Source organism: Microcoleus sp. A6-C6 (assembly GCF_036705955.1).
GTDB lineage: Bacteria > Cyanobacteriota > Cyanobacteriia > Cyanobacteriales > Microcoleaceae > Microcoleus.
Window position 1 is genome coordinate 49787 of sequence record NZ_JAUBVR010000003.1, and the last position, 16674, is coordinate 66460.

Below are 16674 nucleotides of genomic sequence, written 5' to 3' on the forward strand. Positions count from 1 at the left end.
ATATTGTCAGGAGGAACTCCATCGTGGGTATCATAGGAGCGATCGTAGGTTTTTTGGCAGGGATAGCAGTTGCTTACTGGTTAGTGGAAAAGCGGTTGCACAAGCAAAAGCAAGAACACTTGCTGCAAACTCGCAGAATAGCTCAGGATATAGAACTAGCTCAGATATCTCGAATGCAACCAACTACCGAATCTCAGCACGGAGAAGGAGAAGATCGGTTGAGAAAAGCTACTGTTGAACACGAAAATTTACTCAGACAAGTTACTACCCAATACGAAAATCAGCTCAAACAAGTTGCGGATCAATATGAAAATCGGCTCCAACAAGTTCTAGTAGAACGCGATCGGCTCCAACAAGTTGCAGGCGCTCACGAGCAGCAGATCCGACAAGTCAGCCAGGAATTAGAGGCTGCTCACAATGCTAGGCTGCAAGAAAATCTGCAATCTTTGCAAGCAGAACACGAACATCATTTACTCACAGTTTCTGATGAATTGCATCACAGTTATCAAGCTCAAATGGACGAACATTTGCAAAACCTGCAAAAACAACACGAAATTCAATTGAGACAAACTGCTTCGCCATCTGGGAACAGCGAAGTTGAGATGCAATTAACTAGGGAGGCTTTGCAACAGCAATATGATAGTCAGTTGCAAGCTGCTTACGCTCAGTTTCAAGCTCACGAAGCTCAGATGCAAGCTACTATCAAGTCATTGCAAGAGCAGTACCAGAGTAATGTACAACAAGAAGTCCCCGAACAGCAGTTCAGTCAGTTAAATCAAACAGAATTTGGATCGGATTTACCACAACAAGAAGTTTGGGAAGAACAGTCAAGTGAGTTAAATCAAACAGAAGTTGAACAAGAGTTAAATTACACAGCATTTTCCGAACCAGAATCAATTGATTTAGAACAACCAGAAATCGGACAAACGCTTGAATCTCCCATACAAACACCAAACTACTCATCGGTATCAGAATCAATTGATTTAGAACAACCAGAAATCGGACAAACGCTTGAATCTCCCATACAAACACCAAACTACTCATCGGTGGCGCAGTTGATGGGATGCGTTCAAAGTCAGGACACAGAAACCCGCAAGTTTGCAGCGTCTGCTTTAGGTAATATGGGTGCTGCTAATGCTTTGAGAGCCGACGGTCAGCGAGCAATAGAAACCTTGGGGAAATTAGCTCAAGATTTTCACCCGGAGGTGCGGCAAGCTGCTGTGGAAGCACTAGCAATGATTAAGTCTGAAAAAGTGATTCCGCTCTTGCAAAGAGCTTTGCGAGATACAGATAGCGGTGTGGCAAAATCGGCAAGTGCTGCGCTCAATAAGTTTAAGTTTTATCCGCGCACTCCGGCGGTGAAACCGAAAATTGTTGATGTGAAAAAACCCAAGCCTTAAGCAGTTACTGCAACACCGTAGGGACACAAAATTGTGTTGTGTCCCTAAATTTTCTGTGCTTGTCCAGGTGATGCAACGCAAATTAACGCAGATAATTTCTAGATAGTCTGGCAACGAATGCCATCTTGTCTAAGATGGAACAAGGAAGAAGATTTATTGATTAATTTTTTGCCTCTTCCCTCTTCCCTCTTCCCTCTTCTATCAACTATCAACTGCCAACTGCCAACTGCCAACTGCCAACTGCCAACTATCAACTGCCAACTGCCAACTATCAACTATTTAAAATCGCTGCTTTGTACCGAGGACAAATTTGATGTCGCCGCCATCGCTAACACCCAAATCTAAGCGAATTAATCCCAAGGACGATCGCACTCTGACACCCAAACCAACACCAGCCCCAGTCCCCGGTTTATCCCTCACCGAAGCGGGTTTTCCCAACACGCTGTCACCAGTCCCCAAATCCGACGCAAAATCAGCAAATATCACGCCGCCGACATCCCTGCCCACCGGAAACCGATACTCACCTGAAGCCAAGAAATAACTCCGCCCGCTACCAATATCCCCGCCATCGTAACCCCGCACAGAATTGCGGCCGCCGAGTCGAAACGCTTCCGTGGGCGGCAAATCCCCGATTACCGTCCCCCCTTGCAAGTTAAAAGCCAGCATTTCTGGCAAGGCCTCGGACTCGCTGATACCCAGTAAAGTTACTGGTACATATTGTATATAATTTGCCAACAGGCGGTTGCTCACAATGTTACCTCCCCCCAGAGGTATCGATTGCTCGGTGCTGAGGCTGAGAATCGAGCCGCTGGTGGGGTTGAAGGGATTGTTTCGCCGATCGCGAACCGCGCCAAAAGAAACAGTGTATAACTCATCAACGCCCGAACCGCTGAATGTGAGAGGATTGCCCAGTTCGTCGCGGCGGGCAATATTTAAATCGCGATCGCGCGTGCTGATATTTGTATAATTTAATCCTAAAGTTCCCCGCCAATCGCCCAAAGGTCGCGTAACTGCGAGATTTCCCCCGATCCGAATTTCCCGAACTCGATCGCCATTCTGCAAATCGATATCCTTGTTGAAAATTTCGGAGATTTTGCGATCGCCAAAAGCTCTCACACTGTATCCCAAACGGTCATCGGCGGCAACGTAAGGGCTGACAAACTGGACATCGTACTCGATACCTCGGAGGCTGGGCTGAATTTCCACCGCCAACCGCTGCGGGTTTGTGCCGAAAGTGCGATCGACATAGGAAAGAGGAACAGCAACACCAACATCATCGCTAATGCTAGCACTCACGCCAAACGATCGAGCCGATCGCTCTTGAACGTTGTAAATTACATTAACATCCGTCCCAACTTCTTCAGTAGAAACCGTCACCTTGTCAAACAATCCCAACTGCTGCAACTGCTGCAAGTCTAGTCGTACAACTTCCGGGCTGTAATTATCCCCCGCCTTAAGTTTGAGCTCACCCCGAATAAAATCTTCCGAAATTCTGCCCTGAATCGGATTGCCTTTTTTATCAACTGCTTCGCCTTTGGAATTGACAAAGCGAATTTTCACCTCAGCCACGTAAACGCCCTCAGCATTGCCCGCTTGACTGATTTGTCGAGTACCGCCTAGTTGTTGCGCGTTGCTGTTTACTGGTTCGGTTTCGGGTTTGGTGGCGATCGTCCCCGCAGTTGGTAACAGAGAGGTAAAATCTTTATGGTTGCTGAACTTGACTGAGGGCGATCGAACTTCTCCAGCAACCGCGATCTCATCAGATGCCGGCAAATCCCGCACAATTGGACTCACCTCATCCTCCTCCCTCTGTGCCCTTGTGGGATAGGCGTCTCGCCTGTCAATCTCTGCGGTTCCTTCTCTCAACTCCACCTCACGCGGTGCGACTGTCGGATCGATCGCCCGCGCCCCCAATTCACCACCAGCCACCGCCGCCAAAGTCAAAAATGCAATAATTGGAATTCGCATAAACATAAAACTAAAGCATACTCAACGCATATTAACCAAAATTGGTCATGATGCCTAATCCCAAACCTGGATTTAATATCGCTCTATTCTTCAACCCGCCTCCGCGGGTTTTGTCTGTGTAGACGCCATCTCAACCGCCATCTCAACCGCCATCTCAACCGCCATCTCAACCGCCGTCTCAACTACCGTCTCAACTACCGTCTCAACCGCCATCTCAACCGCCATCTCAACCGCCGTCTCAACCGCCGTCTCAACCGCCCAAAAAGAAACCCGGTATTTTTGAAGATACCGGGTTTCTGCGATGCCCTGAAATGTGGGGAAAAGTCCATCGCGGGCGATCGTACAATTGGGAAACCGAAAATTTGTTTAAATAGCTTGTCGAGAAACACGCTTCTCAAAATTAGCCTGAGTCTGCTGCAACAGTTGTTCGCGACTGTCCTTAGCAGTGGTAATGTTAGGGAGCAAGTTGCGAGCTTGTAAAGTCATGTGAAGCTGTAGGTCTGCTACGTACTCACTGACATCTTCGCGCAGGGAGCAAGCCGGGTACCGTTTTAAAGTAGAGTTCAAAGTGTTCTCCTGCTTTGAGTTTGCAGTTATTTCAAATAATAATAGAGACTATCACGCTCTACTTCTAATTGTGTACTCCGTAATGAAGTTTAACCTTTGGACTGCTGTTTTGTTACAATTATTTACATATAATCTTTCTGAAGCCTCAGGAGTCGATCGCCCGTGCAGTCAATAGCAGTAACACATAACACAGTAACCACATTTGTCAATAGCAGCAGCCAAACAGCCGCCTACCTCGACATCGGCAGTGGCCCACCCTTATTGCTGTTGCACGGTTTTTTCGGAGAAAAAACCTGCTGGCTACCCTTAATTGAATTATTGCAATCTCAATTTCGGTGCATCAGTTTAGATATGTTAGGTTTTGGAGAATCTAGCAAACCCAAAATCCAGTACGACGTAGCCGTAGAAGTTGCCTTTGTGCGGCAAGTTGTAGAACAACTAAACATCGAACCCTGCGGCATCATCGGACATTCTTTTGGCGGTTGGGTAGCCTCTGCATACGCCCTAAAATATCCCAATTCTGTCAGCAGTTTAGTGTTAGCAGCACCTGCGGGAATTCGGGACGACAGTTTTTGCGGTCAATACGATGCTTTGCGGCCGCTGCTGTGGGAAACCCCAGCGGTTGATTGGGCCTTACAGTTAGCCAAACCTTTTGCTAGTTTAGTGGGGAAAAGTGAAAAATTGCAGCAAATTGCCGGGTGGCGCAGAGAGTTAATGTCTCAACCCGTAGCAAGGTCATTTTTAATGAGCCGGATGCGGCCGGAAGACGCCGTTGATACCGTAGAAAAAGAAATTCATAAATTGCAAATTCCTGCCTTAGTTATCGCAGCAGCTAGCGACGAAACCATTCCTCTATGGCACTGCGAAACCTACGCTAACGAGATACCAAGGGCTGAGTTAGCAATTATTCCCAATGCTACTCACGGGTTGCCACAAACTCAATCTCAAATCATCGCGGAGTTGATTGCTAAATTTTTGGATCATTAAGAAAAAGTGCGATCGACCACAAACTTGAAACAATAGTGCCTGATTATACCACAGATGCGATCGATACGGAATATATTGCTGACTGTACTTGTACAAAAAAGTTTTTATGGCAATAAAATATTGTGTCAGCACAAGCTACAAACATTTAGTTGATTCTGGAGTATTACGAATGGCGGCACTGAGCAACTACTTTAATCTGGAAGAAATTACGACAGCCAGAAAAGTTAGTGCTGCGGTAATTAACATCAGCGGCCGCCAGCGAATGCTTTCCCAGCGATCGGCATTTTTTTGCATGAGGTTAGTTTGCTCTGAGAATACCGCAGAAAGAGCAAAACTGCGCGGGAATTTGTTAGAGGCGATCGAACTTATGGAAAAATCTCACCACGACTTAATTAATACTGACAGCAGCAACTTATTGAGTTCCCCTTCACCCACCGTCAAGGCGATGTATTTTGAGGCGCCGCTATATCTAGACAAGCAAGTCCGCAAATATATCGATCGCATAAAAGCATTAGTGCAAGTTCCCGACACCGAACTCAACCTAGAAAATCCTCATCTACAGTACATTATCGAAGCTGCCGGTGGCGAATTGCCAGCAGCTTTCGATGCCGTCGTGAGTCAATACCAGCAAGAAAGCGAAATCGAACAATTTGAAATCGACCTCAAACAGGTTGAACTCTATCAAGAAAGTTGTGCAGCTACCTCGAAAGCCGAAGCTCAAGCAGCCCAGATCGATAGCGCACTTCGGGAACTGAAACAAACTCAAGCTCAACTTCTCCATAGCGAAAAAATGTCTTCCCTGGGAGCCCTAATGGCTAGTATCGTCCACGAAATTAATAACCCAGTTAGTTTTATTTACGGCAACTTGAGCCATGCCGAAATTTATACTCAAGATTTACTCTACCTGCTGCGTCTCTATCGAGAATACTATCCGAATCCCTGTGCCGAAATTCAGGATCAAATCAAAGAGATGGATCTGGAATTTCTAGTTGAAGACTTGCCTAAAGTTATGTCTTCTATGCAAATGGGTTCAGTTCGCATTCGCGAAATTGTCAAATCTATGGGCAGCTTTTCGCGAACAGACAACAGTAACATGACGCCGTGCGATTTGCATGACAGTATTGACAGCACCATCTTAATTTTGAGAAACCGTCTTAATGCTAAAAAAGACCGTTGCGAAATTCAAATAGTTAAAAATTATGAAAAATTGCCTGGTGTAGAGTGTTATGCTGGACAGATTAATCAAGTATTTATGAATCTAATTAGCAATGCGATCGATGCTTTGGAAGAGGTAGCAGAAAATCAGCCCAATGCTCAGCTAAAAATTTCTATCCGCACAGAAGTCGTTGGTTGCGATCGCGTCAGAGTGCGGATTGCTGACACGGGATCGGGAATGACAGCAGAGGTAAAAAAACGGATGTTCGAGCAGTTTTTTACCACAAAGGCGATCGGTAGAGGTACAGGTTTAGGATTATCTATTGTCTACAAAATCTTAGTAGAAAATCACCGAGGAACACTCAGGTGCGAGTCCGAACCGGGGAAGGGAACCGAGTTTATCATTGAACTGCCAATACAACAAACTTAAACAGTTGATAAACATCCCAATTTATCTGCATAAATTGTGGCACGTCCCGCCTGTGCAAATAATTGTGGCACGATTCATTACTCCAATCCTCTTCCTTCTTTTGTCAAGTGCTGTCAACTGTCAACTGTCAACTGTCAACTGTCAACTGTCAATTGTCAACTGTCAACTGAATGAAACATCACCTACTCCAATTCTAACTTCAAAGTTGGCAACAACTTTTCTAAATTTTTGAGAGATTTCTGTTGCCAAGGAACATCATTTGAACCCAGTACCAAAAGTTGAATCGTTTTCTTTTTCCGCACACTAATCACAAACTTAGACAGCATATTAATACCAGAACTGTTAACAAAATCCAATTTTTTTAAGTTCAAAGTAATAGTAGGCGGTTCGGGATTAGCGACCTCCTCTAATAAATCAACTATTGGCTTATAATCTGGCGCTCCATCTAAGCTGAGTTCGCCTTGGAAACAGACTGTCACCGATATTGGATCGTATTGAATACTGTAGTCTTGACCTTTGATTTCCTGAATGTCCATTGTCTTGTAGTTTCCTGAGTGAATTATTGTGGCACAACAAAGTCAATATTGAAAAAGTTAAAACTAAACACTAATTTGAACGATCGTCGTAATAGCGATCATATTGGAACTATCAGACATCCTCTCAAATTTCCAACCGATCTTAGCTGAATAGTCATTAATCATCGTCAGCAATCCCAGTCCCGATGTTTCACTTTCAGATTCAGCATTCTTTTCAAGCTGCTGTAAATATAATTCATCAGAATCAGAATTAAGCAATTCTACAATAAATTCCTGCATTTTTTTTGCCGCAGGTTGCTGCACATAGTTAGTTGCAAAAATTACTGCAATAACATCAGCTTCTCCTATAAAATGTATCCCAAATTTTACCTTATAATTGCAACTATCATCAGTAAACTTGATCGCATTTTCTAATAGTTCATTGGCAATGTAACTCACGGCTCCCTTACTTTGTTTAATCCGTTTCTCGCTGCTAGCATCCTGCTCATCCACTGGTAGAAAGCTAGACAAATAATCTGCTACAAAATGAGCAGATACCCTATTGTTGCGCCAGCGCTGCTTGATGGGGCGAGAACTGGGCGTAAATGTAAGTTCCAGGGAGTCGTGATCCGGTGGAAATTGTTCGATGAATTCTCCAAAAATTTCTGTCATAGTTTGTAAACTTCCAGATGTCATTATTTTTCTACCTCTTTTAAATTAATGTATTAATATCATTTATGGGTAAATTTTCACACGCCATTCCAGTTAGCAGGAATACTATTTTCTAACAGTGATTGAATGCGTTTTAGGTAAATTTTGCCGGGTTCATCAGCGGGATTTAGCGCCACTATCTGTTCAAAACAAACTTGGGCATTAGCAAAATTTTCCTGACAATATTGTTCGAGTCCTTCCTCAAAAATAGGCAAAGTTTGAATTTTGAGCGATCGCACTGGTTCTACTTCAACATCTAACACCTCACAAACAGTAATGGCTTCTTGTCTACCTTTGACAATTGCCCGATCCAAAAAACGAATATGATACTTTTCAGGTTGACTCAAACGTTTTACCACATTTCCTGAAATTAATAAAGATACGCCATAATACTTAGTCAAACTTTCCAGACGAACTCTTTCAAGCCCCCACTATATCGGTACTCCGATTAGTGGTGGGTGGTTGACTCGCTCGTACATTACTATAATTTATACGGGCGGATCTGAAAATCCGGCTTCTGCTTCGATGCTTCGCCACTAAATTCAACAGCGATGTTAGAAACCGGGTTGATGACTGTCAATCATAAATTATGCACAATATTTCCCTGTTGCTTCAATACTAGCAAAGTAATGTCATCAAATACCTTTTGTTCTCCAATAAATTCTCGCAAATCATCGATCGCAGCTTGTTTAATTTCTTCGGCGCTCAAATGCCAGTTTTGAGAAACCACTTCACAGAGTCTTTCGATACCGTAGAATTTTTTGTGGATATTTCTGGCTTCGGGAATGCCGTCAGTGTAAAGCACCACGCCGTCCCCTGGCTCTAACTCTACTAAAATATGGCCAATCAAAGCTGAAATATCCTCATCTAAGCCGATGGGAAATCCTAAATCCATTGTATCGATCCGCTCGATTTTACCGCTTTTTCTGACGACAATAGTTTCCTCATGCTGACCGCTGATGCTGATTTTCCCATCGGCATAATTGAGGATAGCCAGTGTCAGATTCTTATCTGAGTTCATGCGCTGAATATTTTGATAAATAGTGCGGTTGAGAGTATCTAAAAAGCGTACCGGATCTGATTCTCGGATTTCGTGAAGAGTGCGGACAACCGATTGAGTCATCACCATCAAAATGCCACTTTCTAGTCCGTGTCCGGTGACATCGCCAATGCAAAGCGTAACCACCCCGTCATTAAAAAGTACGTCGTAGTAATCGCCACCAACTTCATCGGCGGCTTCCATAAATCCGGCAATATCTAAATCTTTAATTGCTGCGAGTTCAGCAGGTTTGGGCAAAATTAACTGCTGCATTTGTTTGATTAGATCGAGTTCGGAACTCATGCGCCGATTTTCCGCTTTCAGCCGCTTGTTGAGTTCTGCAATTTCTTGATTAGCTGTGGCGAGTTCTGAGGTGCGTTCGGTAACTTTATATTCGAGAGTTTCAAAGGATTCTTTTAGTTGTTGTGCCATACTATTGAAGGAATTAGCTAATGTTTCAAATTCAAAAATTTTGCTATGATTAATATTCTGATTTAGAGCGCCACCTGCGATATTTTCGGAAGCCTTAGCAATTTGTAAAATCCGGCGAGTAATCTTGTTGGCGCTGAGAAAGCCGAGTCCTATTGAGGCAATTAGAGCCGCAATACAAAGCAAGATGGTGTTGCGAGTATTGGCATAAATTTGGCTCATAAAGTCGGATTCTGGTACTACAACTACAATTAGCCAGTTGAGACCGTACTTGTCAGTTAGGGGAGAAACTTGGAGAAATTGCCGCTGACCGTTGAGGTTTAAATTAAGTTGAACAGTTTCTTTAATATTGTCTAAGCGTTTGAAGCGATCGAGTAAATAAACTACACTTTTGCTCATCAGCGGGTTGCTGTCATCCTGTGCTTTGATCCGCTTTTGGTCTTGGCCTTTGCCGAGGGACAGAGCCTGATTTTTCAGCGAGCTAGCGATTAATTTGCCGTCCGGCTCAATGATAAATATTTGACCGGATTTACCAATGCTTAAGGTTTGCAGGAAGCCGCGAATTTGATCTAGCCCGATCCTGCAAGTCAGCACGCCAATCAGTTTGCCTTCAGGGTTATAATAGGGTTGACTGGCATTCATTTGCAGCGTACCGTAGGCTAAATTAATGTAAACATCGCTCCAAGCAGCCTGTTTTTTTTCGACAACAACGGTGTAAAAGGGGCGGATGCGAACGTCATAATTGGGCTGAGACCTTTCAATTTCGGTCGGATTTCCATCAGCATCAAGGTTGTAGTAAATTAAGTCTCCACCTCCGGGAGTCAGTTGCTGAGCAAGCTGAGGTTTCTCAGATACATCCAGTCGGTTCACCCAACCCATTCGCAGGTACTCGCCTTTTTCGTTGGCAATTCCCGCGTGACCGATCGCACTAAACCGCAAAAGTTGCTTCCAGAGATAAGGTCTAGATCGCTCCAAATCGTCGAAATCCAACAGTCCCAGAGGTACAGCATCATGATTGAGTTGATTGACTAACGGCGGAGTTTCGATGTAGTTTTGGACGCGATCGTAAACTCTGGCACTGATGGAGTGCTGTAACTGACTGGCGAGATCGTTGACTGTCTTCTGTCCGTTTCTGTAAGAGAGATAGCCAACCCAGCCAACAGCAGCGACAATTTGCAACACAAACGGCACCACCAAGACACGACTGAGACCGATTTGGCGCCTACTGGGGGCGATCGCCCGTTTTTGAGAAACCATTGTTAAAATCACTTCTAGCGGGTTGTTTACCTTGCTTCAGCATCGTCAGCACAAGACAAAATACGATAGTTGAATCTGCTGAAAGTATATCAAATCACCAAAAACTCTGGGCTTTTGGCGGAGTCGCTCTACAGTTATAATTAAAAATTAATTGTTTGCCAACCATGAAAATTACTCAATCCCTCCACGCCGCCCTAGTTATCTCGAATATCGAAAAATCCGAACAATTTTATAGCAAAGTTTTAGGACTGGAAAAAATCGATCGAGAATTAAAATTTCCTGGAATCTGGTATCAAATCGGCGACTTCCAACTTCATCTAATTTTAGCAGCAACAATTATACCAGATGCCATAGATTCCCAAAAATTGGGACGCAACCGACATCTGGCATTTTCTGTGGCAAACTTAGAGGAGGCAAAACAACAATTAAGAGCCAGCAACTGCCCGGTGCAAATGAGTGCGTCAGGTCGATCGGCATTATTTACCCAAGATCCCGACGGTAACATCATCGAACTCAGCGAGTAACAGATGAAAATCATCGCCTATTCATACAGCGAACCGCTGCTAGAATCCACGCCAGCAGCCGAAATTTGGGGCCAAGAGGTCGATCGCACCTATCAAGACTTAGGAGGGCGCCAGCAACTCCAGCAACTCCTCAAAGACTGCCAAACAGAACCAGTCAAATACCTGTTAATTCAGCGCCTTGAAGAACTCGGCGACACAGTACAGCAAGTGTGCACCCACCTAGAACAACTAGAAACCCTCGGCATCCAACTAATTGTCACAGACGAAAAACAAACCGAAAACAGAGCAAACTTACTCAAACTCCTCGCAGAAGTCCAGCGCAGCCAACAAAGCCGCAGCATTCGCAAAGGACACGCCCGCAACCGCATCAAATCCCTTCCCCCACCCGGAAAAGCCCCCTACGGTTATCGGCGCGGCAAAGATAAATATGCGATCGACAAAACCGCCTCCCCCGCCGTCAAAGACTTTTTTGAACACTTCCTCATCTACGGTTCCCTGCGCGGTTCCGTGCGCCATTTAGCCAAGAAATACAACAAAAAAATCTCCGTCAGCACAGGCCGCCGCTGGCTGACAAATCCCGCCTACCGAGGCGATTTAGAATATCAAAACGGCCAAGTAATTTCTAACACCCACGTCCCGATAATTTCCAGAGAAGAAGCCGCCCAAATAGACAGATTGCTGCGGCGCAACCGTAGCCTTGCTCCCCGCAGCGCCAGCGCCCCGCGTTCCCTCGCAGGATTAGCAATTTGCGCCGAGTGCAAATCGCCCATGACAGTTGCCAAAGTCACAGCCTACCGCAAAGAAAAAGAATACCTTTATTTGCGACCGATTAACTGTCTCCAGCAGCCTAAATGCAGCGGCATTTCCTACGAAGAAGTATTGCAATCAACCATAGCAGGAATTTGTCGGGATTTGCCCAATGCTGTTGCTGGCTTGCAAATGCCGGAGATGAAGGGAATTAAAGCAGGAATTGCCGGGGCTATCTGCTCGAAACAACAAATCTTAGAGCAACTTCCCGCCATGATTGAAAGCGGCATTTTAGACACAGAAACAGCAGAATTGAGAGCCTACAAAATCCGCACAGAAATTGCAGAACTCCAAAGCAAATTAGCGCAACTGCCGCCAGTGAATTTGCGAGAAACAGCGCAAACTGTTTCTCTTCCCCAATTTTGGCTGGACTTGTCGGAATCGGAACGCAGGTTCTATTTTCGAGAGTTTATCGATCGCATTGAGATAGTCCGGGAAAAATCCCAGGTAAAACTGCAAATTATTTTCATTTTTTAATTACCCAAACCATTAATTTTATAGCATTTTTTTCTTCCTTCTTCCTTCTTTCTTCTTCCTTCTTCCTTCCGATCTAACTTACCAATTAGCTTGAAATAACTTTTTTAGCCTTGAGCCAATAGGCGATCATATCTCCTTTCCCTTTAAGCAGAATTGCGCCCCGTTCCTCAAATAAATATCCATCTTTTAACTGTTCGTAAACAGCCGCAGTAACTTGAATATACCCCGGCAATCCTTGACATTCCATCCGAGAAGCAACATTAACAGTATCCCCCCACAAGTCATAGATAAATTTTTTAGTGCCAATTACGCCAGCAACTACTGGGCCTGTATGAATCCCAATCCGAATTTGAAGTGGTTCGCCTGTGTCGGTTTGAAAATCTGCGATCGCCTCCTGCATATCCAAAGCCATATTTGCGATCGCCTCAGCATGATCTGCCCTCGGCACCGGCAACCCCCCCGCTACCATATAAGCATCTCCAATTGTTTTAATTTTCTCCAAACCGTGTTTTTCAGTTAATTGGTCAAACTTGGAAAAAATCTTATTGAGAAAATCCACTAATTCTAAGGGTGAAATTCTCGCAGCAAGAGACGTAAAATCGACAATATCAGCAAAGAGGACTGTTGCTGACTCAAACCTCTCAGCAGGAGAACCCTCGCCCTTTTTCAAATTTTCAACAATCGCTGCTGGTAAAATATTCAGCAATAAATGATCCGACTTTTTTTGAGCAAGCCGTAAAGCTAGCTCAACCCCCTGCCGCTCTTTAATTTCGTTTTGCAAACGTTCGACAAGTCCTTCTAATTGCTTCGTTTGCTCTTGAAGTAGCTTTTGCTGACTTTGAATTGTCAACTGACTTGCCACTCGTGCCAATACTTCTTTATCTTGAAAAGGTTTAGTAATATAGTCAACTGCTCCCACATCAAAGGCTTTCACCTTATCTAAAACGTCATCTAAGGCGCTTAAAAAAATCACTGGAATGGAACTGGTTTTTGGTGAAGCTTTCAACTGTGCACACACCTCATATCCATTCATCTCTGGCATCATCACGTCCAGCAGAATTAGAGTCGGCGGAAACTCCTGCACTGTAGCGATCGCCCTTTGTCCGTTCAGCGCTTTACGAACCTGATACCCTTGTGTGGTCAAAATTGTAGATAAAAGCCGCACGTTATCTGGCTTATCATCAACTATTAGAATGTTGGCGGAAATTATAGGACATTGATTGCTGTTCATGTGAGCGTTCACGGTATTTTTTTAATACAAAATATATTAACACTGACGTGCCGTAACTGCCGATTTAGCTAGCTCTATAATATCGTCAAATAGGAAATTATGCGCTAAATTAGTTAAATATTGTGAGGCAGAAGCAAATTCTCTAGGCATTTCCTCTATCAAGCTAAAAATTTTATCATCGCAACATTCATAAGCAGCATTATATATCTTCTCCACCCACTCAACAGGCATTTGACAGAGTTGTGATTCTACAGATTGATTGCTAAAAACTCCGCTAATTTCGCTTTCATTTTCTAGTTTTGTATCAACAGGTTCCTCGTAAATGTAGCGTACTCCTAAAAGTTCTGCGATTTTTGCAAATAATATTTTTGCCTCAAAAGGTTTACGCATGAAATCATTGCAACCTGCTGCCAAAATAGTTTTTCTATCCTCTTCAAAAGCGCTCGCAGTGAGAGCAACAATCACCGTTTCTTTTCCAAGAGGATGAGATTTAATGTGTGTGGTGGCTTCATAGCCATTCATCACCGGCATTTGCATATCCATCCAAATCAGGTGTGGCTGCCAATCCTCCCATATAGCAACAGCCTCTTGACCATTTCTAGCTTCTCGCACGACTAGGCCTAATGGTGACAATAATCTATCTATAACTAGACAATTATCGGCGCGATCGTCAACCACCAAAATGCGATATTCTGGTTGATTGGGTTCTAAACCAATTACTTTTTTATGTGGTTTTAGCATTTTAACATCGGTAGGAGCGGCTAGGCTGATTTGAATATCAAAGGCAAATTTACTGCCCAACCCAATCATACTGTTTACAGTAATATCTCCTCCCATCATTTCTACAAATTTGCGACTAATTGGTAAGCCTAACCCAGTCCCCTGTTGAGATTGCTGACCTGTTTTTGTTTGCTCAAAGGGTGCAAATAACTTATCCATTTCTTCTGCGGCAATGCCAAGCCCAGTATCTTCAATTTCAAACTGAAGGCGTAAAAATACCGGGCGAATGGAATTCGCGTCTACACAATCAAAGTCCGCCTGCGGGGACTGATCGCAACCCGCGTCGGCGGGTTTTGTTTGTGTGCCCGTAAACTCTGCGGTTTTAACCGCCAAGCTTTCTTCTACCTTCATTTTCACTCGCAAGGTAACGCTACCCGTCTCTGTAAACTTGATCGCATTTCCTAATAAATTAATCAAAACTTGGCGCAATTTGCCTTCATCTCCATTGACAAAGTGCGGTACGCCATCAGCCACTTCAAAAATTAGCTGCAATTTTTGAGATTTTGCTTTCAAGCGGAACATCTCTTCCAAGGTTTCTAGTAAGCGGATTAAATTGAAACTGCTTTCATTAAGCTGACTTCTGCCTGCTTCAATTTTAGACATTTCCAAAATGTCATTAATTAGCGACAGCAAATGTTCCCCAGCGCGATTAATAATTTCTAGGTGTTGCTGGTGTTGATTGTTGAGAGATGAATCGCGCACCATCACCTGACTAAATCCCAGAATTGCATTCAAGGGAGTACGCAATTCGTGGCTCATAGAAGAAAGAAATTCACTTTTGGCGAGGTTAGCAGCATCAGCAACCACAACAGCTTTTTGCAGCGCTACTTCTGCCAACTTGCGCTCGGTAATTTCAGTTTTCGCTTGTTCAAACAGGGTGCATTGCTGGATGGCGATCGCTAGCTGTACGGAAATTTGCTTGAGAGATTCTATCTCAGAAGAGTGCCACTGCCTTTGACTGCGGCAGTGATGAGCAATGAGTAGCCCCCATAATTTTTCACCTTGCAAAATGGGAACCACGAGGTTAGCTTTAATTTCAAACTGGCTGAGTAAATTAATGTGGCACTCTGAAATACCAGCCGTATAAATATTATCGATCGCGCGAATGTGTCCCTGCTCGTAAACAGAAACGTAACGTTCCCGAAAACAAGGGTCATTAATGTCAATTCCGTGAATTGGCATCACACCCCCTGCTACCGATTCGACAGCTATAAATCCGCTCCAATCTGGGTTGAATTGGTAAATAACTGTCCTATCAGTTGACAAAAACTGGCGCACTTCTTCCACAGCCATTGTCATAACTTCTTCTAGGTTAAGAGAAGAGCGAATCCGCTCTTGAATGGAATTCACCAGTCGCTCCCTTTTTAGTTGCTGCTGCAAAGCTGCTTCTGCCTGTTTGCGAGCAGTAATATCTACTCCATAACCAACACACTCCACAGGTATGCCAGCAGCATCTTTGACCAACTTAACTTCATCGTAAATCCAGCGATAACTACCGTCTTTGTGCCGTTCGCGGTATTCGTAGGAAATCCATTCTTTTTCCAATATCTGAGCGAATGCAGTATCTACAGTTTTTCGATCTTCCGGGTGAACGAGGCTGCGCCAATCAAGGGAACCTTCAAAAAAATCTTGCGCTTCGTAGCCAATCAATGAAATAATGTTTTCGCTGACAAATGTTACGTCATAATTTTCCCCTAATTTGCAGCTAAAAATAACTGCTGGAGTAGTAGCCAATAAATATTGCAAGCGTTCGGTAACAGAGCGCAAATTTAACTCGGCTTGCTGGCGCTCGCGAGCTTCCATTGCTAAGCAAGTATTGGTTTCTGTCAACTGTGCGGTACGCTCTTGCACTTTAAGTTCTAAATCTTCATAGGCGCAGCGCAGAGCTAATTCTGCCTCTTCGCGCACGGCGATTTCCCGCTGTAATTTGATATTAATTACTTCTAATTCTTGAGGGGTTTTTAATGATAAAAACTGGGGGATTAGCCCGAACAGCGTTCCAGCAGTGTAGCAGGAAACGAGGCCAGTAATTCCTTTTTCAATCCCCGACAGCCAATAAGCGGAATGCCACAGCGTCCAAATGTCTATCAAGTGACCAGTACCGCAAAGAACAATAAATGTACTAAATAAAGCAAATATTCCTGAGAAGGGAACGTCGCGTCGCTTCAAAATAAAATAAATTAGCATCGCCGGAATTGAATAGTAGGCGAGCGCGATTAAAAAGTCGCCGGTTACGTGCAGCCACACCAAAGGCGTTTGCCACAGATAGCAGTGACCGTGCGGCATATACTGAGTTGGAGAAAAAATATTTTTGAGTAATTCCCACATAATACTTGTTATTGGCAGATAATATGGATTTGATGATGCCTAAGTTAGGCAAAAAATAAAATAAACCGA

13 protein-coding genes are annotated in these 16674 nt (G+C 44.0%); 5 read left to right on the plus strand and 8 right to left on the minus strand.

The features are described from left to right. Positions 1–23: 23 nt before the first annotated feature. A complete protein-coding gene (locus QUB52_RS02660) occupies positions 24–1400 on the plus strand; it encodes a HEAT repeat domain-containing protein (RefSeq protein ID WP_332976107.1) in 1377 nt (458 codons plus the stop codon). 279 nt (positions 1401–1679) lie between these two features. Here the strand turns inward: QUB52_RS02660 and QUB52_RS02665 are convergent, their stop codons facing one another. Both QUB52_RS02665 and QUB52_RS02670 read right to left on the minus strand, forming a co-directional pair. Next, the gene (locus tag QUB52_RS02665; RefSeq protein WP_265235750.1) at positions 1680–3368 is read right to left on the minus strand and encodes a BamA/TamA family outer membrane protein; all 1689 of its coding nucleotides are present in this window, start codon (positions 3366–3368) and stop codon (positions 1680–1682) included. A gap of 366 nt (positions 3369–3734) precedes the next feature. Next, a complete protein-coding gene (locus tag QUB52_RS02670) occupies positions 3735–3935 on the minus strand; it encodes a hypothetical protein (RefSeq protein ID WP_265235751.1) in 201 nt (66 codons plus the stop codon). A 162-nt stretch (positions 3936–4097) separates the two neighbouring features. On the opposite strand from QUB52_RS02670, the gene QUB52_RS02675 reads away from it, so the two are divergent. Together QUB52_RS02675 and QUB52_RS02680 are read left to right on the plus strand one after the other, a co-directional pair. After that, the gene (locus tag QUB52_RS02675; RefSeq protein ID WP_332968188.1) at positions 4098–4922 is read left to right on the plus strand and encodes an alpha/beta fold hydrolase; all 825 of its coding nucleotides are present in this window, start codon (positions 4098–4100) and stop codon (positions 4920–4922) included. 106 nt (positions 4923–5028) lie between these two features. After that, positions 5029–6507, plus strand: coding sequence for an ATP-binding protein (locus tag QUB52_RS02680; protein WP_332972355.1), 1479 nt, complete (start codon positions 5029–5031; stop codon positions 6505–6507). Between the two features lie 182 nt (positions 6508–6689). Here QUB52_RS02680 and QUB52_RS02685 read toward each other — a convergent pair whose 3' ends face one another. The 4 genes from QUB52_RS02685 to QUB52_RS02700 form a co-directional block, all read right to left on the minus strand. Continuing rightward, positions 6690–7043 carry a slr1659 superfamily regulator gene (locus QUB52_RS02685; protein WP_265235754.1) on the minus strand — a complete coding sequence of 118 codons (354 nt, stop codon included), beginning with the start codon at positions 7041–7043 and terminating at the stop codon, positions 6690–6692. A gap of 63 nt (positions 7044–7106) precedes the next feature. Beyond that, entirely contained in the window at positions 7107–7694 is a 588-nt protein-coding gene (locus QUB52_RS02690) for a DUF6272 family protein (RefSeq protein ID WP_442923158.1), read from the minus strand. Between the two features lie 77 nt (positions 7695–7771). Continuing rightward, a complete protein-coding gene (locus QUB52_RS02695; RefSeq protein ID WP_265235756.1) occupies positions 7772–8134 on the minus strand; it encodes a hypothetical protein in 363 nt (120 codons plus the stop codon). A gap of 179 nt (positions 8135–8313) precedes the next feature. After that, the gene (locus QUB52_RS02700; protein ID WP_265235757.1) at positions 8314–10458 is read right to left on the minus strand and encodes a SpoIIE family protein phosphatase; all 2145 of its coding nucleotides are present in this window, start codon (positions 10456–10458) and stop codon (positions 8314–8316) included. Positions 10459–10622: 164 nt separating this feature from the next. On the opposite strand from QUB52_RS02700, the gene QUB52_RS02705 reads away from it, so the two are divergent. Next, entirely contained in the window at positions 10623–10982 is a 360-nt protein-coding gene (locus QUB52_RS02705; protein WP_265235758.1) for a VOC family protein, read from the plus strand. 3 nt (positions 10983–10985) lie between these two features. Beyond that, positions 10986–12266, plus strand: a complete 1281-nt coding sequence (locus QUB52_RS02710) for a recombinase family protein (RefSeq protein ID WP_265235759.1) — start codon at positions 10986–10988, stop codon at positions 12264–12266. A gap of 85 nt (positions 12267–12351) precedes the next feature. Here QUB52_RS02710 and QUB52_RS02715 read toward each other — a convergent pair whose 3' ends face one another. After that, on the minus strand, positions 12352–13497 hold the full coding sequence (locus QUB52_RS02715) for an adenylate/guanylate cyclase domain-containing protein (RefSeq protein ID WP_265235760.1): 1146 nt from the start codon (positions 13495–13497) through the stop codon (positions 12352–12354). 36 nt (positions 13498–13533) lie between these two features. Continuing rightward, a complete protein-coding gene (locus QUB52_RS02720) occupies positions 13534–16605 on the minus strand; it encodes a response regulator (protein ID WP_265235761.1) in 3072 nt (1023 codons plus the stop codon). Between the last annotated feature and the right edge of the window lie 69 nt (positions 16606–16674).